General features: G+C 47.3%; 16 protein-coding genes. 10 read left to right on the forward strand and 6 right to left on the reverse strand.

The window, feature by feature from the left end; all coding sequences use genetic code 11:
• The first annotated feature begins 94 nt into the window (after nt 1-94).
• Together AC0IYG_RS15160 and AC0IYG_RS15165 are read left to right on the forward strand one after the other, a co-directional pair.
• On the forward strand, nt 95-1,240 hold the full coding sequence (locus tag AC0IYG_RS15160; RefSeq protein ID WP_471711905.1) for a TonB-dependent receptor: 1,146 nt from the start codon (nt 95-97) through the stop codon (nt 1,238-1,240).
• A 7-nt stretch (nt 1,241-1,247) separates the two neighbouring features.
• Nucleotides 1,248-2,501, forward strand: coding sequence for an outer membrane beta-barrel family protein (locus AC0IYG_RS15165; RefSeq protein ID WP_471711906.1), 1,254 nt, complete (start codon nt 1,248-1,250; stop codon nt 2,499-2,501).
• A gap of 8 nt (nt 2,502-2,509) precedes the next feature.
• Here AC0IYG_RS15165 and AC0IYG_RS15170 read toward each other — a convergent pair whose 3' ends face one another.
• A complete protein-coding gene (locus AC0IYG_RS15170; RefSeq protein ID WP_471711907.1) occupies nt 2,510-3,571 on the reverse strand; it encodes a phytase in 1,062 nt (353 codons plus the stop codon).
• Between the two features lie 21 nt (nt 3,572-3,592).
• On the reverse strand, nt 3,593-6,421 hold the full coding sequence (locus AC0IYG_RS15175) for a TonB-dependent receptor (RefSeq protein WP_471711908.1): 2,829 nt from the start codon (nt 6,419-6,421) through the stop codon (nt 3,593-3,595).
• Between the two features lie 140 nt (nt 6,422-6,561).
• On the opposite strand from AC0IYG_RS15175, the gene AC0IYG_RS15180 reads away from it, so the two are divergent.
• The 3 genes from AC0IYG_RS15180 to AC0IYG_RS15190 are packed head-to-tail and all read left to right on the forward strand — an operon-like array spanning nt 6,562 to nt 9,361.
• On the forward strand, nt 6,562-7,239 hold the full coding sequence (locus tag AC0IYG_RS15180; protein ID WP_471711909.1) for a response regulator transcription factor: 678 nt from the start codon (nt 6,562-6,564) through the stop codon (nt 7,237-7,239).
• Entirely contained in the window at nt 7,236-8,522 is a 1,287-nt protein-coding gene (locus AC0IYG_RS15185) for a sensor histidine kinase (RefSeq protein WP_471711910.1), read from the forward strand. Before AC0IYG_RS15180 ends, AC0IYG_RS15185 begins: the two co-directional genes overlap by 4 nt.
• 26 nt (nt 8,523-8,548) lie before the next feature.
• Entirely contained in the window at nt 8,549-9,361 is an 813-nt protein-coding gene (locus tag AC0IYG_RS15190) for an HAEPLYID family protein (RefSeq protein WP_471711911.1), read from the forward strand.
• 18 nt (nt 9,362-9,379) lie between these two features.
• Here AC0IYG_RS15190 and AC0IYG_RS15195 read toward each other — a convergent pair whose 3' ends face one another.
• The 4 genes from AC0IYG_RS15195 to AC0IYG_RS15210 all read right to left on the reverse strand — a co-directional run bounded on the left by AC0IYG_RS15195 (nt 9,380) and on the right by AC0IYG_RS15210 (nt 13,735).
• A complete protein-coding gene (locus tag AC0IYG_RS15195; RefSeq protein WP_471711912.1) occupies nt 9,380-11,002 on the reverse strand; it encodes a S8 family serine peptidase in 1,623 nt (540 codons plus the stop codon).
• A 61-nt stretch (nt 11,003-11,063) separates the two neighbouring features.
• Entirely contained in the window at nt 11,064-12,983 is a 1,920-nt protein-coding gene (gene ppsA / locus AC0IYG_RS15200) for a phosphoenolpyruvate synthase (RefSeq protein WP_471711913.1), read from the reverse strand.
• On the reverse strand, nt 12,949-13,119 hold the full coding sequence (locus AC0IYG_RS15205) for a hypothetical protein (RefSeq protein WP_471711914.1): 171 nt from the start codon (nt 13,117-13,119) through the stop codon (nt 12,949-12,951). The genes ppsA and AC0IYG_RS15205 overlap by 35 nt, the downstream gene beginning before the upstream one ends.
• On the reverse strand, nt 13,106-13,735 hold the full coding sequence (locus tag AC0IYG_RS15210) for a PEP/pyruvate-binding domain-containing protein (protein ID WP_471711915.1): 630 nt from the start codon (nt 13,733-13,735) through the stop codon (nt 13,106-13,108). Before AC0IYG_RS15210 ends, AC0IYG_RS15205 begins: the two co-directional genes overlap by 14 nt.
• Nucleotides 13,736-14,147: 412 nt before the next feature.
• Between AC0IYG_RS15210 and AC0IYG_RS15215 the strand changes: the two genes are divergently transcribed.
• Genes AC0IYG_RS15215 through AC0IYG_RS15235 form a run of 5 tightly spaced genes read left to right on the forward strand, consistent with a single transcriptional unit; the run spans nt 14,148 to nt 19,484 of the window.
• Entirely contained in the window at nt 14,148-15,152 is a 1,005-nt protein-coding gene (locus AC0IYG_RS15215) for an ABC transporter transmembrane domain-containing protein (protein ID WP_471711916.1), read from the forward strand.
• Nucleotides 15,145-16,497 carry an HlyD family secretion protein gene (locus AC0IYG_RS15220; RefSeq protein ID WP_471711917.1) on the forward strand — a complete coding sequence of 451 codons (1,353 nt, stop codon included), beginning with the start codon at nt 15,145-15,147 and terminating at the stop codon, nt 16,495-16,497. Before AC0IYG_RS15215 ends, AC0IYG_RS15220 begins: the two co-directional genes overlap by 8 nt.
• A 22-nt stretch (nt 16,498-16,519) precedes the next feature.
• Entirely contained in the window at nt 16,520-17,005 is a 486-nt protein-coding gene (locus AC0IYG_RS15225; protein WP_471711918.1) for a hypothetical protein, read from the forward strand.
• Nucleotides 16,935-17,972 (forward strand): TolC family protein, encoded by a 1,038-nt coding sequence (locus AC0IYG_RS15230; RefSeq protein WP_471711919.1) that lies wholly within the window; start codon nt 16,935-16,937, stop codon nt 17,970-17,972. Before AC0IYG_RS15225 ends, AC0IYG_RS15230 begins: the two co-directional genes overlap by 71 nt.
• 24 nt (nt 17,973-17,996) lie before the next feature.
• On the forward strand, nt 17,997-19,484 hold the full coding sequence (locus AC0IYG_RS15235) for an alpha-amylase (RefSeq protein ID WP_471711920.1): 1,488 nt from the start codon (nt 17,997-17,999) through the stop codon (nt 19,482-19,484).
• Nucleotides 19,485-19,567: the final 83 nt, after the last annotated feature.

Here is a 19,567-nt window from a genome sequence, read left to right on the forward strand (position 1 = left end):
AAATTTGTTGAATCTTCCGGTGCAACATTAGCAGGGGTGAGTCGTCTTTGCATTATCGTCGCCGTCCGGCGATATATTGGACATTAGCCTTGATATGAAACAAACGTTACTCACCCTGATCGCATCGGTGGCAAGCATTGCATTTGCCCAGGCGCAACAATTCAAAGTTAAAGGCGTTCTCGCCGATTCAGCGACCGCCAGACCCGTGGAATTTGCCAATGTTGCCTTGCTGCAAAATGGAAAAATACAGCAGGGAGTCACCACAGACACCAGCGGCGTGTTTCAATTTGACAAAGTAAATCCCGGGAACTACACCATTCAGGCTTCGCTGATCGGTTATGCGACAAAAAACACCGAGAAATTTGATGTGAAGACGAAAGACGTTGATCTAGGCAAAATTACATTGGCTGCCTCGGTCCGGAACCTCAGCGAAGTGACCGTGTCGGAGCAAAAGGCTTTGTTTGAAGAACGCTCGGACCGGATGGTTTACAACGCCGAAAAAGACATCAGCATCCGCGGCGGCGACGCAACGGACGTCCTCAAAAAGATCCCGTCTATCGCGGTGGACATTGAGGGCAATGTTCAATTACGAGGCAGTGGGAACATTAAAGTGCTGATTAACGGAAAACCTTCCAGTGTGGTCGCCCGGAGCGTGTCGGACGCTTTGAAACAGATTCCTGCCGACATTATCAAACAAGTTGAAGTAATCACCTCACCATCTGCAAAATACGATGCCGAAGGAACCGCCGGGATCATTAACATCATCACCAAAAAGAATGCATTAAAGGGCACCAGCGGCTCGGTAAGCCCCAACTTCGGACAATGGAACAACTGGCCTAATGCCAGCATTAATCACCGGAATAAGGGCATCAGCTTCACGGCAAACGGAGGATTCAGTAACTGGCGTAACAAGCGTGAAATGAATCAGTTCCGCACTTTTTCAGATGCAGACACACTGTTTTTGCAAGATCAGCGGCAATTTATCAAAGGCAATGGCAAGAACACCTACGGGACTGTCAATGCGGATTGGGATGTGGATTCGCTGAACCGCATCGGGGCGGGCATCAACTATTATGACGGGCGCAACACCAACGGGTTTGACATCACATTTGAGGAAAAACAACAGGGCATTGTGAGCGAATATTTCAAGCGGAATATGAGCCGGACGTACGACTGGGCAGGCGCCACATTCAATGTGGATTACACACGCCTTTTTTCAAAACCAAAAAAAAGAGCTTAACCTGCTCATGATGTACGCTTTCGAAGGCGAGGACAGCGATTACTCGGCTAATGTGCTGAACCGCGAAGGCCAGACTTTTTACCGGGAAAAAAGCTACAACATTAACAACAATAAGGAAGGCACTTTCCAGCTCGATTTTACCAATCCATTGGACAGCATTAACACCATTGAAATGGGAGCAAAAACCATTTTCCGCCGCATCCTGAGCGATTACCGCATTGCCAGTGCCTTCGACGGATCGACGGATTTTGTGGATGTGCCGGAGCTTGCCAATATCTTTGATTACAATCAGCAGGTTGCGGCTGCTTACCTGGTTTACAGTCGCACACCTAAGAAAAACTGGGCATTTAATCTGGGCGCCCGTTATGAGCACACATTCATTCAGGCGAACTTTTTAAACGGGACAAGGCCGTTTTCCAACGATTATGGAAATTTTATCCCTAGCGTAAGCCTGTCACGGAGCTTGCCCAAAAACCAGCAGATCCGCCTCAGTTACTCGCAGCGAATTCAGCGGCCGCAGTTTTATTATCTGAACCCTTATGTTAACCAGTCGGATTCTAAAAATCAATATGGCGGCAATCCATATCTGAGTCCTGAATTAACACATTCCGCGGAAGCGAATTATAGTGTTTCCATGGGCGCAACGAGCATTAATGCATCGTTTTTTCTGCGGAAAACCAAGAATGCGATTGAACAGATCAGCTCCGTAGACAGCAGCGGCGTCCTGACGCAGATTTTTCAGAATGTGGCTGAAAACGCTGCATATGGCGTAAACCTGAGCGCAAATACCAAGATTATCAAACAATGGACCGTCAACGGCTCACTGAACCTGTTTTACAATGTGCTCGAAAGCGCCGAACTCAAAACGCGGAATGCGGACTGGATGTATCGCCTCAACCTCAATTCAACCGTCGATTTTGGTAAGGGTTTCAAGGCGCAAATGTTCGGATTTTATAACTCAGCCAGGGTTAACATTCAGGGTAGATTTGGCGGATTCGGGTTTTACAACATTGTTTTTCAAAAAGAAATTTTGAAGAAAAAAGGCTCGATTGGATTCGGATATGACAATCCGTTTAACCGTAAGATCAGCTGGCGAAACGATTTTGTGGGCGCCAATTTTGTTCAGGTCCAGGACGTGGCCATGTATCGCAGAGGCTGGCGCATCAATCTGAAATATGAATTTGGTAAAATGAACGGCGCACCACGTCAGAAAAAACGGATCAATAATGATGACAAAAAATCGGGTGACGGCAACGGATAATGTTAATGTCAATTACGTTTTGAGCCCATAATATCTTCCCACTTATAATAGTGGAAAACCTTTCCCTCCGACATCACAACAAAAAGACCTTTTGGGAATTGGGGGGAAAGGGGAAGGCTGGTCACATCGGAACCGTCACTGCTTATGGCTGCAACTTTAACCGTTTTTACGAGCGTATGCGCGTGCGGATCGGCTTCTGTTCCTTCTCTTTTAAAAATGTGGAACTTGTTAGCGCCCTGGTCCGAAACGAGAATGTAACCCGTTTTCGGGCCCGTTTTATAGATCGAAATGCCTTCGTTATCCTCTGTGAAACCTGTATTTGGAATCAATGTCAGCTCTTTGCTGCTGCTATCTGGATCCGCATAATATTTCCGGACGCCAACCTGTTCGTCAGAATAGTAAACGTAGCCCATTTCGTTGTCGACGGCAATGGATTCAATCTCTTTTTTGCCGCTGTATTTGCCAAATTTCCGCACCAGATCAGCCTTAACATTGCCTTTTCCATAGTCCAGCAGCCTGTATTGCCACAAATATCCCTCAGCCGGTCCGGTCTTGCGCCCAACAATTGCGAAGATGGCTTTGTCCGAAGGGCGGGTGTAAAGTGCAATGCCCATCGGCGCCTGCATTGAATCGCCTCTGAAGACTTCAATGCCGCCTGCATCGGCTACTTTCATATCCGGCAATGTGAAAATGCGCATTTTGTTTGCTTCCCTTTCTGTGGCCACTGCAATGTCGGTTGCTTTGCCTGAGAGCATTAGTCCGTACGCAACATCCACATTGTTAGGCCTTTTGAGTGGAACAAATTTCTCTTTCTGAATTTTTCCTGCAAGGTCAAAAACGTACAAACCGCCCTCCGCATCCTTATCAGTGCCAATGATCAGACTTTTGGAAGGATCATCCGGATTGATCCAGATCGCAGGATCGTCCGTGTCGTGCACAACCGAATCCGTGACGACAACGGGCTGGATAATCGTGGAGTCAGTTGCCGTAGATTGATCAGAAGACGGGCTGTTATTGCAGGAAATGAAGCCTAATGAAGCAAGCAGAAATAGGGCAGAATATGAATGCATTGGGTTGTTTTTCATGGGTTATTACTTCGTCATGTCAAATTTCAATCCGAAATTAAATCGCGGACGATAATATTCGGCCTGAACTGTTCTTGACGAAATGCTTTGGTAATAACGCAATGGCTGATTGGTCAGGTTGTTGGCTTCTGCAAACAGGCGCAGGTTTTTGGTGATCTTGTAAGCCGCGTTGGCGTCGAGGAAAAACTGTTTGTCGTAATAAATGTCGTCAAAATCCTCACCGCCGAGCGCGTCCAGGTAAGCCGCTGTGTAATTGGCGGAAAGGCGTGCCGAAAAGCGCTTATTTTCCCAGGAAAGCGATGCATTGAACATATGCGGCGCAGTTCCGGGCAGGGAAACGTCCGTCCTTTCATCGCCGTCTTCGTTATACACGCCGTCTGCGAATGATTTGGTAAAGGTGTAATTGGTGTAAATCCCGAAGTTTTTCAAAAAGCCGGGAAGGAAATCCAGCTGCCTTTGGAACGCGATTTCAAAACCAAAAATGTTCACATTGTCACCATTGCGAGATTGCAGAAAATCCCACTGCTGGCCAGCCGAAATCGGGTTGGTAATGCCCGGAAATCCAGCGCTGAAATCGGCTTCTGAATATTGCTGGTTGCGATAAGTGTAAATGAAATTTTTAAGATTTTTGTAAAAAACACCGCCGGAAATCAAGCCAACGGACTCGAAATAATTTTCAGCCATTAAATCGAAATTCCACGAATAAGTCGCTTTAAGGTCCGGGTTACCAGCCGAAATTTCCTGGTCGCCCGGGATAATGCTAATGTACGGAGCCAGTGCGTAATAATTCGGACGTGCGAGCGCCGTTGTTGCAGCTGCTCTCAGGATGAAGTTGTCCGTCGCGTTATAGCGGAAAGAAACGCTCGGCATCACATTCAGATAATTGTTTTTCACCGACCGCGCACCCGCAAGTTCTTCCTCATCCTCGATAATGTTGCCCGTGTAATCAATGGAAGTGTTTTCCAACCGCGCACCAATGATCATCGACAGTTTTTCATTGAAATCCTGATCAAACCGCACATAGCCAGCCACGATGTTTTCTTTCGCATTATAATTCGCACCCAGGAATTCCCCAGGCACCGATTCTGCTTCGAATTGCGCCGTGTTGGCCAAATTCAATCCGCCCAGAAATTTGTTTGAAGCAAATATCCCTGGCACCAGATGCGATCCGGCCTGGAAATTACTGCCCGGCCAGTTAACCGTCGCAGCATCACCAAGCGTAGCAATGTCATCCTCATTAACAGGTGTGTATTCAAAGAAATTGTTGTCCCTGTCTTTCGTTTTCAGCCTCAAACGAGCACCAACGCGGATTCTGCCTTTTTGATCAGGAACAAATGAAAGCGGGAAGCGGAGGTTTAGTTTCGCACCCAATTCCGTTTCCTTAGTAAAATCATGGTTTTCCGTAATCTCATTCAAACCCAATGTGGCAGCATCCAGTCCAACCGGAGTCATCAGCGGCGCGCGTGAGTCGTTGTTGTAAATGAGCGTGTTACCGCCTTCACGGAAACCAATGTAGCGTTCGTTAGGCCGGTCTTCGCTCGCCGTGGAATAGCTTACCGACCAGTCCATATCCACTTTCGGGCTCAGCAAATGGTCGCCGCGAACTGAATAATTCTGCACCGTTTGTCTTTCGAGACGGCCGCTCTTATTTTTATTATTGTCAATCCCGCCTTTGGTTTGTCTCGCTACGCGGCCTTCAAAACCGGTAATTTTATCATTATCATCATAAATCGGCTCAATGTCATCGACTTGCAGGCGGTAACGGTTTTCAATGTCGTCGCGCCAGTTATACATTGCATTGGCAGTAATGGTGTGATTTTGACCTAATTTAAAATCAAATGCGGCCGAAAGGCTTCTTCTCATGCGCTGCACATCATATTTACGGACGTCGTTTTCGTTGATAAATACATTACCGAAATCATCTTTCGCCCAAACTGCCTCCACGTCATCCGAGCCGTAACTGTTGTTGTTATAAGATCCGCTCAGGACCATTCCAATGGCATTTTTGGTAAAACGATTTGCATAAACAAAACCGCCCGTGTACAAGGCTTTGTTACGAATAGGGTTGAAGCCCGATGAAAGTGTGGCCGAAATCCGCTGGCTGTTTGGAGCCGCGCGCGTCACCAGATTGACCGACCCGCCGATGGCATCAGCGTCCATATCGGGTGTTAGAGTTTTGTTTACTTCAATGGTCGAGATCATATCCGAAGGGATCAGGTCCATTTGCACGCGCCTGTTGTCACCTTCCGCAGAAGGAATTCGGTCGCCGTTCAATGTTACCGAATTAAGCTCCGGCGCAAGTCCGCGCACGATGATGTTCCTGGCTTCTCCCTGGTCATTCTGCATGGTGATGCCCGGAACCCTTTTCAATGCGTCGCCAATGTTGGAGTCCGGAAAACGGCCCACCTGGTCCGAGGAAATGATATTTGTAATGTTGTCATTGTTCCGTTGCTGGTTAAGCGCCTTGGCCTGCCCTTTCAGGCGATCACCCAAAACGACCACCTCGTTCATATCCAGCCCGCCTTCCTGCAGGACGAGCTCAAAGGATGACGCGCCGCCGGTTTCCACAACGATATTTTGCGAATAATTGCGGTAACCCATATAAGTCGCTTCCAGCTGGTAAGTGCCGGGACTGACATTCAGAAATTCAAATTTGCCATACACATCTGAAATGGTGTATTGATTGCCGGGAGTAATTTTGACTGTTGCGCCGGGAAGGGAAAGCTTCTGGGCATCCATGATTTTGCCCGAGATCACCGCCTTTTGAGCAAATGCAGTGCTAGGCGCCCAAAGCAACAACAGCAAGAGCGCGTGGAGTAGTAAATTTTTCTTCATCAGCCTGTTTTAATTAATCCGCAAAAGTCACAGACTAATGTTACCCGGTTGTCAGCTAAGTGTTATGAAATTGTTATTACATCTTGTTTCTTACGGTTTTTCCAGATTCTTTCCAGTTTTCAAGCGCAATTTTATAGTCTATGAAGATACTGATCATTGAAGACGAAGAATATCTGAGGGAAGTTATCCAGCAGTCGCTGGAACTCGAAAACTATCTGGTAGAAACTACAATTGACTATCAATCAGCACTTGACAAGATTATCTCTTTCAATTACGACTGCATTTTACTCGACATTATGCTGCCGGGCGGGAGCGGGCTCGACATTTTGCAGGAACTCAAAAACCTGGAAAAGTCAGATAATGTGATCATTATTTCTGCCAAAGATTCGCTCGACGATAAATTAACGGGGTTAAATCTGGGGGCGGATGATTATCTGACCAAGCCATTTCACATTGCCGAATTGCGGGCACACGTTAAATCCGTGCTGCGCAGAAATTCTTTTCAAGGCAAAACATTGGTCGTGATCGGCAACCTTACGCTCGATCCCGAAGGCAGGACGCTTTCTATCAATGATCAGGTTCTGGTTCTGAACCGGAAAGAATTTGACATTCTTACTTATATGGTGGTCAACAAAAACAGGCTGGTCAACAAAACTTCCCTTGCCGAACATGTCTGGGGCGATCATATGGATCAGGCGGACGATTACGAATTCATTTATTCGCAGATCAAAAATCTTCGGAAAAAGTTGAAAGACAACCACGCCGACGTCGAGATCCAGGCTGTTTACGGCATTGGCTACAAATTGGTACAGCTATGAATCTGCTCGATCACACATTAAAATATCTCGCAATTGCATTGTTTGGGATCATCAGCGTTTGGGCGGTGATCTTTTATGTCAATATGCTCGATGAAGTTTACGATAGTCTGGACGATGGACTGGATAACTATAAGCTGCTGATCATTCAAAAAGTCCACGACGATCCGTCCACATTGCGCAAGACCGAGTTTGCCGAGGGGAATTATGAGATCCGCGAAATAAGCCGGAAAAGTGCGGAAGAAATGAAAGACGTGCATAAGGATACGCTCATGTATATGCCTTATGAGAAGGATATGGAGCCCGTCAGACTGCTCACCACCGCATTCCGACTGGGTGAGAAACATTATGAATTGAAGGTGATCTCGTCCATGGTGGAAGAGGACGATCTGATAGAAGATCTGTTTTTTGCCTTGATATGGCTGTATCTGGCATTGATCGCGAGCATTCTTGTTGTGAATAATTTTTTGCTCAAAAAGGTCTGGCAGCCATTTTACAAACTCGTTGACCAGCTAAGAAACTTCCGGTTAGGAAAAGATCAGTCTTTCAAAACGGTGGACACGAATGTAAAGGAATTCGCTATGCTTAATGAGTCGGTGACATCGCTCGTGCAGCATGCACTGGAAGCCTATAACAGCCAGAAACAATTTATCGAAAATGCTTCGCACGAACTGCAAACGCCCATTGCGATCAGCATTAACAAGCTTGAACTGCTTGCTGAGAAAAACGAGCTGACCGACGGAAATCTTGAAACGGTGGGCAAAGTGATTCAAACGCTCGAACGATTGACGCGCTTGAACAAATCCCTTTTATTGCTTTCAAAAATAGAAAACCGCCAGTTCGGCAGCACTGAAAATGTTTCTGTCAATGCAGTTTTTAATGACCTGAAAGAAGAGTTTACCGATTTTGCAGAATACAAAGGCGTAACGATTTCAATGGTTGAAAATGCGCAGCTGAACGTGGTTATGCAGAAGGATCTGGCGATTATCCTGATTTCTAATCTGATGAAAAATGCGATCGTGCACAACCATACGAACGGAATAGTTGACATTGAAGTGGGCACGGATTATTTCAAAATCACGAATTCGGGCGCAGCAGCGGCATTGGATCAGGAAAAAATCTTCCGCCGTTTTCACAAAGGCTCGGCCGATAAGAACAACACGGGCCTTGGTCTTGCCATTGTGAAGGCCATTGTGGATTTGTACGGACTCAAAATTGATTATTTATTTGACGGAAAACACGTAACGACGGTTTCATTCCCAATTCCTTCCGGTTTTGCCCTTTAACATTGTAAGAAAAAACAGTTAAAGGCATGAAAAACTTCATCATCACTACATTGCTGTTCGCGTCGACAATGCTGTCCGCCATGGCTCAAAATGATTCAATTCAAAAACCAAAACCATTGAAAATACGTCACGCCGAGCCGCTGTACATGGATTTGATCCGTGACCTCGGAGCGAGAAAAGGCGAGAAGGAGTGGAATGTCGGTTATGGCATTGAAGGGCACAAGGATTACAGCATTAACCATTCGTTTGTCGAATATGAATTTTCACCAGTGAACCGGCTTGGTCTGGAAGTTGAAGTTCCGTTTGCATTTTACCGCGCGGCCAATGCGCAGGAAGGAGCCGACATTCCAAGAAATCGCGTAGAAGGACTTAAACTGGCTGCACAGTATACTTTTTTAGTTTCAGAAAAACAGCAAATGTCCATGGCTGCGGGTTATATGCACGAGTTTCGCGCGCATTCCTTTTACTCCATTAACCACGGCCGTGGCATGCTGAAAGGTAATTCGATCAGTCCTTTCTTTATTGTTGCCAAAAAATGGGGAAACCGGATCAACACGATGCTTTACACTGGCCCGGAATGGGAAATTACGCCTGGAGAATCCAAAAAAGAGCTTTTTTATCAGGTCAATGCCAGCATGCATTATGTGTTGCCGAGTGGTCACTTCGTAGGCGTCGAGGTCAATGATGAATCGTCAGCCATGAGCCGCCACACCGTTGTGCGCCCGCAAGTGAAACTCGTTTTAGCTCCCAACCTCGCGCTGGGACTCGTAACCGGCATCCCAACCAACTTCCAAAACGACGGCATGAGCTTCATGGCCAGGATCATTTTTGAGCCTTGATGGGTTCTCGGTCAAAGTTTATTTCTTTTTATAAATCGCCCCGGCGAGTTTAAGTGCTTTGTAAGCATTTACGACGCCTCCGGTGCGACTTAGCGAACTGAACGGGACTTTTTGTTCAGTCCCGGGCTTTATAACCAGGGTTTGGATCGGTGAAGCTGAATTTTCAATGCATGATCTAACCTGTTTGTAGGTCAGGGACGGATAATAGCTCCAAATCAGTGCAGCAATGCCAGACACCATTGGAGCTGCAAAGCTCGTGCCGCTTTCCGTCAGATATTTTCCATGGATTGCAGTGGTAAAAATGTCACTTCCCGGCGCGAAAATGTCCACCGATTTCTTTCCGTAATTGCTGTATTCAGCAACTAATGTGCTGTCTGACGACGTGGCGCCTACTTTTATGAAGTTAGATGCGACTTTGTTATTCAAAGAAAGGGCAGTCGGGTACATAGGCAGGCTATCTACATTGTTTCCTTCATTGCCGGCACCCGAAATGAGCAGCACACCTTTGGTTTCAGCATAAGCAATGGCCCTGTCGACTTTGGATTTTTGTGGGGAAAAATATTTGCCGAAACTCATGTTAATCACCTGTGCGCCATTGTCCACTGCATATTCAATGGCATAGGCGACGTCTTTGTCGATCTCATCTTCCTGCGAGGAAACGAAAATCCGGATGGGCATAATGCGGACATTGCCCGCGATCCCGTCCTGCCCCTGGCCATTGTTGCGCTCGGCAGCCACAATGCCCGCACATGCCGTTCCATGGTCATCTTTGGGCATTGTTACATTGTTTCCATAGGTTTTACCATGGTCCACATTCGGGGCGGTAATGTTGTCCCTGGCTGAGAAATAAGTAACATCGTCATGTGAGATCACGGCGTCCGCAACAGAGAGCTGTCCACTGAATGACTTGGCAAGATCTGCAAAAACCTTCATCCGTTCATCAAGCGTAACGCCAGCCATCACCGGTTCTGAAAATGCACCGAGCCGCGCGTTGTAATAGGACTGTAAAAGGCTGTCTTCGCTTGCCCGCACGGGATACGCGAGCAGCGTTTGGTAATCAACCGAGTCTTTCTTGAAATTTGTCTTGTAATAATCGATCAGCGCCTTGTACTCCGTTACGGTGCTTTCAAACCGCTTCTTATAGGCAAGATTTTCTGCGTAAAACTTCTCTTTTTCCTGCCGGATTTTTTTCCAGTAATCGTAACCCTTCTTTTTAACAAGCGCAGCGCTGTCTGTTGTACTTTCAAAATCTTTCCTCAGCCGCACATATTCCCTGATCACTTCTGTAATACCTGCCTCGGTGCTGCCGACAAAATTCCAGCCACGCGCGTCATCGGGATAACCGTTCTTGTCGTCATCCTGCCCGTTTTCCGGGATTTCCTTTGTGTTCTGCCAAACCACATTTTTCAAATCCGGATGTTCATAGTCAACGCCTGTGTCGATAATGGCTACGATCACTTGCCTGACGGGCTTTTTATCTTTAAGCAAAAGTCGGTAGGCTTTCTCCACACTCACGCCCGGAAACCCATCTTCCTGCGCGTCGAGAAGATGCCAGTTTTTGGGAAGTTCTTTCGTCTGCTGCGCTTGCCCTACAATTGAGTTCAAAAGGAAGAAAATCACGAACGTTAGTTGGAAATGCATTGGCGAAGAGCATGTTAGTGAGATTGTAAATTAATGTTTTTTCAACAAACATGTACTTCAATTATACGGCTTCGTCCAGGATCTCAACAACGCCATCGGTTCCGTTAACCCGGATTCGCTGGCCGTCCCGGATTTGTTTGGTGGCATTTTCTACACCTACGACTGCGGGCAGACCATATTCACGGGCTATGACTGCGCCGTGGGTCATTAATCCGCCGACTTCGGTGACAAGGCCTTTTACGGAAACAAAAAGGGGCGTCCAGCTTGGGTCGGTGAAGGCGGTTACGAGAATGTCGCCGCTTTTCAGTTCGCTTGTTCCGGCAAGGGCCGCTTCCATATTCAAGATCACCCGCGCGCGACCTTCAATGATGCCCGCAGAAACCGCCAGCCCGATCAATGCTCCTTCGGGCACATTATCGCGGTTGTAGGAACCCTCCAGGCGCTCGCCCTCGGACGTCATCACTCGCGGAGGCGTGAGTTTATCGAAAATTTTGTAATCAGACTTGCGCTGATTTATAGTCTGTTTCAGCATTTCCGAGTCGAGCGAGCCGTTTTCCGCATTGCGGACTGCTTCACGGAATTCATCGAAACTGAGAAAAAACACATCTTCTTTTGCGTCAGTCACATGACTCGCCACGAGCTTTTCCGCTTCCTGCATCAATGCTTGCTTGTACACAAAATAGCGGTTGATCATCGCGTATTTGGGATATTCGCGATAACCTGCAAAATTTCGGATCAGGTCAATCATTCGTTTGGTGTCCCGGGCTTTCTGCTCTCCGTCGGGCAATTGCCTTAATTGTTCCAGCAAATCCTGCTCTTTCCTCCATGCTTCCTGCCGGCCCTGCTCGAACCGCTGCCTGCTGACATTAGGCGCGAAGCTTTTGACGTGGCTTAAAATGATCGGAACAAGTGCCGTTGGATTTTCGGCCCAGCGCGTGCGGGTTATGTCGATTTCGCCGGTGCACCGCATGCCATATTTGTCTAAAAATGCATTAATCGCTTCCCGAGCCGCTTTTCCGCCATTTAATTTTTCCAAGGCATTTAAAAACGAACTATCCTTCACTTGCTGAAAATAGCTAACAACTTCCGGAAAAGGGCGGATCACATCTGCGACGTCCAGCAATGCGAGACCCATTTCGGAAGTGACATTGCCGGGCACGGATTGCGCCAGCGTGTCGGCCGCATTCTTTTCACCGAGCCAATCGTACATTTTTTCATTGATCCAGGCAGTCGCATCGATGACGGCGGAAAGCGTCTTAAAACTTTGCGGATTGAACAAGATCTTCTTGAACTCCGGCAAATCTTCCACGATAAAATCAAACAATGCTGCGCCCGATTTCGTCTGAATGTCGCGTTTCAGTTTGTCGAGCGAACTTTCACATTGCCCGATAAACTCGGAGACAAATTTTGCACAATCATCTAATTGAATCTGCGGAGGCGGCGTTTGCGAACTTTCAGGTTTTCCGTCGTATTGTTTAACGTCAAAATCCGCGGGCACCAATTCTTTAAAATCGCCGGTTAGAGCAGTTATCAGCGCATCTTTCACGAGCGGGTCAGACTTTCCAAGCATATTAAACACGCGGTTGCGGCCATCAGGCGAAGCGAGCATCGCAGTAATGTCGACGAACAATCTGCCGGCCGCAATGCGCATGGACGCAGCATTGATCAGCAGCCAGAACGACAATCCCAGCGGCTTCATGGCGTCCGTCATCATTTGCTGATGGCCTACGGACACATAAATCCGCCGCCCGTTTTCGCCAGTATGCATCTCGGGAATTGGATATAATGTTGTGATCGGGCGGCTTTGCACAATGTAAAAAATGCCATCGGCCAGGCACCATTCAATGTCTTGCGGTTGCCCGAAATGTGCTTCGATTTTCTTGCCTAATGGTGCTAAACTTACAATCTGCTCGTCTGTCAAAGACTGAATCTGCTGCTGTGCTTCATCAATTTCCTGCGTTTCTGTGCTGCCTGCCGACAATGCTGATATAGCGATCTTTTCTGACAGCGATTTGTTTTTGAATGATAGCGCCGTCTCGCACTTTATAATGATCCGCATTGACAATGCCGGAGACGAGCGCTTCGCCGAGGCCGAAACTGGCGTCAATGGCAGTCACATTCCTGATTGCCGCTGACAGGATCAGCCGTGAACAGAATGCCCGCCACATCTGGAAAAATCATTTTTTGAACAATGACGGCAAGCTGCACATTCCGGTGATCAAAGCCGTTTTGCATCCGATAATGCACCGCCCGATCTGTAAAAAGCGATGCCCAGCATTTTCGGACATGCGCTAAAACTGCATCTTGCCCCAAGACATTTAGATACGTATCCTGCTGCCCGGCAAATGACCAACCCGGCAAATCCTCCGCCGTCGCACTCGACCGGACCGCATAAGCCACCCGCTCACCAAAATGCCGAAGGCGATCCGAGATTTCTTTCTGAATGTGATCAGGAATTACACTTGTTTCAATCCTTAATCGAATGTTAGCAGTGAGATCTTTGATTTCCTCGGCATCCCCAATTGTCATTTGCGCAAGCCGATTAATGAGCGAACCAAGCGTTTCATCATTAGAAATAATTTCCCGGAATTCTTCCGTTGTAATGCAAAACCCGTCGGGAACATGGATGCCTTTTAATGTGGACAGCTCGCCCAGGTTTGCGCCTTTTCCGCCTGCACTTGCAAGCTGGCTTTTGTCGAAGATTCCGTAAATCGACTGTGTAATGCTTGTCAATTTCCATGGCTGGCTTTTATGAAGTGGTGTGAATCGATCTTGCAAAACGATTAATTGCCTCTTACGTATTATGTAACCGTTAGTTAAAATTGCTTATTGTGTTTTTCGGCTAAATAAACTGACGCTTTCCTTTCTCAAATCCTGAAATCGATATTCCCGATGGTTGTAATGCGCTGATTTTAATCATTAGAGAGGGATTAATAATCATTAGAGAGTGATTAGAATGTTTGACGATCATTAGATTAATGCTTAAATTAATATAACAGAACTACGATTTCGGGCACAAAATGATCATTGCCAAAATCGCGTGACGTATGGTGGCACAATTTTCTTAAATGCGGATGCGGACCCGGTCACTCATCATTTAAAAGACCAATGATGCTGATGGCTAATGATTAACAACAATTAAAGAATGAAGAAAGGACATCGTGTCGAAGTTCCCACCCCTTGGGAAAGACTTATGGGGATGCTTTACGTTGAAAGGACCACAATTAATTACATTTTCATTTATGCGATTCTGATCGGCCTTATCGGGCTGACGCTTCCGCTTGGAACCACTGCCGTTTTCAATTTCCTTTCCAATGGTGCTTTATACAGCTCAACTTACATCCTGATCGGCGTCGTGCTGCTCGGGGTCGTTGTAGGCGGGCTTTTGCTCATCGCGCAGCTTACGCTTGTGGAGGTGATCGAGCAGCGGATCTTTGCAAAGGCTACATTGGAATTTGCTTACCGGTTTCCCAGGATCAAAAGGGAGGAGCTGAGCGGAGAAAATCCTCCTGAACTTGTAAACCGCTTTTTCGACGTTATTACCATTCAAAAAGGGCTTACTAAGTTGCTTGTCGACGTGGTTGCAGCAACTGTGCAGATCTTTTTCGCTGCTATTCTGCTTTCATTTTATCACCCGGTTTTTATCGTTTTCGGGATTTTTACCGTGCTGGTGATCTTGTTAATGCTGGCTGTTTTTTACAAAAGAGGCGTGGAAACGAGCATTGACGAATCGGAATACAAATATGAAGTGGTGGCTTATCTTGAAAAAGTGGCAGCCAATCTGGACGATTACCGGAATCAGCCGGATCAGCTCAGGACAGTGATTTCGCAGACGGATAAGATTACTTCGAAATATCTGAAAGCCAGGAATGCGCATTTCAAGATACTCCGGAAATTCTTTGCAAGCTCGGTGGTTTTGCGGACGGTCTTAATGGGCGGTTTGCTTTTGATGGGTTCTTACTATGTGATCCAGCGTCAAATGACACTCGGGCAGTTTGTTGCGGCGGAAGTGATCATTGTGCAAATCAGCTATGCAGTTGAAAAATTCATGACCAGTTTGAATACGATTTTTGATATGGTGACCGGTAGCGAAAAACTGGCCGTTGTCACAGACCTTGAACTTGAAGAAAGTGAGGTGACAAATGGCTAAGAAAACCAACGACAACCGTAAATGGGAAGAAATGGGAATGCTGTCCAGGGATCAGATCCTGGAAACGAGGGGCCCGAGATTGTTAGGCAAAATCATGCTCGCGCTGCTGTTTGTGTTCATCATCACTATGTTTTTGCCATGGCGCCAAACCATCCCGGGTCGCGGTAATGTCACCGCATTACGCCCGGAGGACCGGCCGCAAACCGTTCAGAACCAGATTGGCGGGCGCATAGAGCATTGGGCTGTACGTGAAGGGCAGCACGTCAATATCGGCGATACGATCCTGATCATTTCAGAAACAAGTCAGTCTTATTTTGACCCGGAACTGCCTGTGAGGCTGCGCGAACAGCTGGCGGCCAAAGAAGGGAGCGAAGGCGCTGCGACGCAAAAAATGGAGGCAACTTCGGCGCAAATGCGTGCACTGACCAGAGGCTTGGGCATTAAGCTGAATGCTGCGGAAAATAAAGTGCATCAGGCAGAAAACAATGTGAGCATTGACAGCGCAGACCTGGTTGCTATCCAGCGGTTTTACGAGATCAGCAAATCCAGGTTGGTGCGTTACGAAACGGGCTACCAAAACGGACTTTTTTCGCTCACGGACATTGAGTCGCGGCGGATGAAGTTGCAGGAGGACAATGCAAAGGTGATCAGTCAGAACAACAAGCTGCGCAACTCGGTGCAATCACTGCTGAATGCACAGATTGAACTTGATAACATTCGCGCAGAATATGAGCAGTCGCTCGCCAAGGCGCAGTCTGAAATGAGCTCTGCGCTTTCGAGTAAGGTGAGTGCGCAGGGGGAGATTTCGAAATTGCGAAATGAGATTTCTAATACAGCCATTCGGCGTGGATTATATGTGGTCCGCGCGCCGCAAAGCGGATTTGTCGTGAAGACATTGAAAGCCGGGATTGGAGAAAATATCAAGGAAGGCGAATCCATCGCGACGCTGCAGCCGCAATCGCCATTGGTTGCTGCTGAGATTTATGTGGATGCAATGGATGTTCCGCTGATCCTAAACAACAGCGATGTGCGGCTTCAATTTGAGGGCTGGCCTTCCGTGCAGTTTTCGGGATGGCCGTCGGTTGCGGTCGGGACTTTTGCAGGAAGGGTTTCTGTGATTGATCTGGTGAGCAGCGAGGGCGGGAAATATCGCTTATTGGTAAAACCCGCCGATCCGGTGCCCGACAAAGACCAGCCGTGGCCTAAGCAGTTGCGCCAGGGTTCGGGTGTGTATGGACGTGTGATCTTGCGTTCCGTTCCGCTTTGGTATGAGATATGGCGACAGCTCAACGGATTTCCGCCAAGTTTGGAAGCCGAGCCGGCAGCGCAGGTAGGAGCGAAGTAAGCCAACCTTCAACATGGTTAAAATGAATTTTGTGAATCAATATAAGTGTCTTTTCTGCATCCTGTTTTTACTGATTGCCAGCCCCGGCTTTGCACAGCAGGATACTACACAAGCTGCGCGCGTTTTTGCACTCAGGGATCTTGAAGAAATGGTGCTGATGAATCACCCGGTGGTAAAGCAGGCCGGACTCCTTAGCGACGAGGCGCGCACCAAAGTGCAGCAGGCCTGGGGAAGTTTTGATCCTGCACTGAAAAGCCATTTCGGAAGGAAAACATTTGGCGGAACTGAATATTATAACAACTGGTCAAATGAGCTGAAAGTGCCTTTGTGGCTTGCAGGAGCAGATTTGAAAGTAGGTTATGATCGTTTTGTGGGAAAAAATACAAATCCTGAAACCCGGACCAGTGTGCCCGGACTGGCGGGATTGGGACTGAAGTGTGCCCATAGGACAGGGATTCCTGATCGATTCGCGGCGAAATACGTTGCGGCAGGCGCGGGTGATGGTTAACTATGCAGAAGCTGAGAAGATTGGGGAGATCAATAAGGTCTGGTTCGATGCCGTCAAAAGTTACTGGGACTGGTTTTACGCCTATCGCCAGTATGCGCTTGTGAAGGAAGGTGCGGATTTGGCCTATACACGGTTCATTGCCGTAAAAAATCAGACATTGATCGGGGATAAGCCTGCCATTGATTCTGTAGAAGCCGCCATTACATTTCAGGAGCGCAGCATTCAGCTGGCCAAGATCACGGTTGAGCTCAACAATGCGCGATTGATCATGTCAAACCATCTCTGGAACAATCGTGAGGAACCATTGGAATTGCCCGCGAACAATTTGCCTCAGGACACAGAATCGCCCATAACCGCATATTACAGAGATCAGGTGGAAACGTTGATCGGCAATGCTGCTTCTACACATCCTGACATTTTAAAGCTAAAAAACAAAGGATTACAGCTCGATCTGGAAAGAAATTACCTGCGTGAAATGTTAAAACCGAAGCTGAATGTGAGTGCGTCACTGATCACCAGCAGAACGGATTTCGGTTCCTATGTCCCTGAATATTACGACCTTCAATTTAGTAATTACAAGCTTGGCGTCGACTTTTCATTTCCCTTGTTTCTACGGGCTGAACGCGGAAAGTTGCAGGAAATTAAAGTGAAGCAGCATGCTTTGAACTTCGACGTCCAGCAAACAGGAAGGGAAATCAACACGCGGATCCGCAATGCTTTCAACAGCCTTGCCGCCTATGAGTCGCAGCTGGTTATTCAGGTCAAAAGTGTTGAAAATCAGCAGGTGCTGCTCAATGGGGAACTGGCCAAGTTTGAATTGGGTGAAAGCACATTGTTTTTAATCAATGCACGGGAAACCAAGCTTATTGACATGAAAATAAAGATGGCCGAGCTTGTTGCAGGCTATCAGAAAGCCGTCGCAGAACTTTACTATGCTGCGGGAACGCCGGGGCAAAATCAAAACTAAGAATCATCAACTAAAACAAATAAAATGGATAATTACACAATGCTGCAATTTTTTGAATGGTATTATCCCGCGGATGGAAGTCTGTGGAACCACTTTGCAGCAGAAGCACAGCGACTAAAATCCTTGGGTTTTGACGCTGTATGGCTGCCACCGGCACACAAAGGAATGGCAGGAGACAAAGCATCAGGATATGATTCTTACGATTTGTATGACCTCGGCGAATTTGATCAAAAAGACTCTGTCCGCACCAAATACGGGACCAAAAGTGAGCTGATCGCAGCGGTTAAGAAAGGGCAGGAGGCAGGATTGAATGTGTACTCGGACATTGTCCTCAACCACATGGGCGGAGCGGACGAAAAAGAGCTGGTAACCGTGCGCGAGGTTACGCCTGAAAACAGGAATGAATTCGTCAGCGAACCCAAAGAAATTGAAGCATATACAAGGTTTACATTTCCGGGCAGGGATGGGAAATATTCAGATTTTGTCTGGGATTACCAGTGCTTTTCAGGTGTCGATTACAATGCTTCTACGCAGGAAACAGCGATTTACAGCATTCAGAATGAATATGGCGACGGCTGGCAGGATGTCCTTGATTTGGAAAATGGCAACTATGATTATCTGATGCTTTCGGACGTTGAGTTCCGTAATCCGCACGTGCGCGAAGAGTTGAAACGCTGGGGTGAATGGTTTTACGAAACGCTCGGCATGGATGGTTTCCGGCTCGATGCGATCAAGCATATGGATCCGCAATTTTTTGTGGAATGGCTGGATCATCTTCGCGGCAAATACAACAGGGAATTTTACACAGTAGGAGAATACTGGGCACCTTATGACCTGCCTTCGATGCACGCTTACATTGAAGCGACGGGCGGCAGGATTTCCTTGTTTGATGCGCCTTTGCAAGCCAATTTTTTCAGGGCTTCAAAGGAAAAGGAAAACTTTGACCTGCGGACCGTTTTTGAAAATACATTGGTCCAAACTAATCCGGAACTGGCCGTAACATTGGTGGAAAATCATGACACGCAGCCTTTGCAATCGCTGGAACAAACGGTGGAGCAATGGTTCAGACCGCTTGCATATTCATTGATTCTGCTTCGCGAAGCCGGTTACCCATGCGTTTTCTACACCGATTTATACGGTTCTACTTACAGCGATGAAGGCAACGACGGCGAGCAGCACGACATTACACTGGAAAAGCTCAACGGATTGGAAACATTGCTGCACGTCAGAAAAAACATTGCCTACGGCCCGCAAACCGATTATTTCGAATCACAGGATTGCATCGGATGGGTGAGAGCCGGAGATGAAGATCACGAACATTCCGGATGCGCAGTTGTGCTGGCAGTTGCAGGCGACACGGCAAGGTCTATGCAGGTTGGCGAGCAGCACGCAGGCAAGATCTTCGTTGATTACATGGGCCATTTTGATCATGAAATTACAATCCAGGAAGATGGCTGGGCTGAGTTTCCGGTCAAAGGCAGTTCGGTTTCGATCTGGGCTGTGAAAGTGTAACCAGAAGGTTTATTATGGAAATAGCTTGGAAGTGTTCGCTTCGCAAAATACATTTGTGCTCTAATTGTATTTTGTCTAAATAA

The sequence above is a fragment of the Dyadobacter sp. AC419 genome (assembly GCF_979253085.1).

What these genes read in the sequence shown, in the direction of transcription:
- AC0IYG_RS15185 (WP_471711910.1), top strand. Translation starts at nt 7,236, where the DNA reads ATGAATCTGCTCGATCACACATTAAAATATCTCGCAATTGCATTGTTT.
- AC0IYG_RS15160 (WP_471711905.1), top strand. Translation starts at nt 95, where the DNA reads ATGAAACAAACGTTACTCACCCTGATCGCATCGGTGGCAAGCATTGCA.
- AC0IYG_RS15225 (WP_471711918.1), top strand. Translation starts at nt 16,520, where the DNA reads ATGAATTTTGTGAATCAATATAAGTGTCTTTTCTGCATCCTGTTTTTA.
- AC0IYG_RS15175 (WP_471711908.1), bottom strand. Translation starts at nt 6,421, where the DNA reads ATGAAGAAAAATTTACTACTCCACGCGCTCTTGCTGTTGTTGCTTTGG.
- AC0IYG_RS15190 (WP_471711911.1), top strand. Translation starts at nt 8,549, where the DNA reads ATGAAAAACTTCATCATCACTACATTGCTGTTCGCGTCGACAATGCTG.
- AC0IYG_RS15220 (WP_471711917.1), top strand. Translation starts at nt 15,145, where the DNA reads ATGGCTAAGAAAACCAACGACAACCGTAAATGGGAAGAAATGGGAATG.
- AC0IYG_RS15165 (WP_471711906.1), top strand. Translation starts at nt 1,248, where the DNA reads ATGATGTACGCTTTCGAAGGCGAGGACAGCGATTACTCGGCTAATGTG.
- AC0IYG_RS15195 (WP_471711912.1), bottom strand. Translation starts at nt 11,002, where the DNA reads ATGCATTTCCAACTAACGTTCGTGATTTTCTTCCTTTTGAACTCAATT.
- AC0IYG_RS15180 (WP_471711909.1), top strand. Translation starts at nt 6,562, where the DNA reads ATGAAGATACTGATCATTGAAGACGAAGAATATCTGAGGGAAGTTATC.
- AC0IYG_RS15215 (WP_471711916.1), top strand. Translation starts at nt 14,148, where the DNA reads ATGAAGAAAGGACATCGTGTCGAAGTTCCCACCCCTTGGGAAAGACTT.
- AC0IYG_RS15235 (WP_471711920.1), top strand. Translation starts at nt 17,997, where the DNA reads ATGGATAATTACACAATGCTGCAATTTTTTGAATGGTATTATCCCGCG.
- AC0IYG_RS15170 (WP_471711907.1), bottom strand. Translation starts at nt 3,571, where the DNA reads ATGCATTCATATTCTGCCCTATTTCTGCTTGCTTCATTAGGCTTCATT.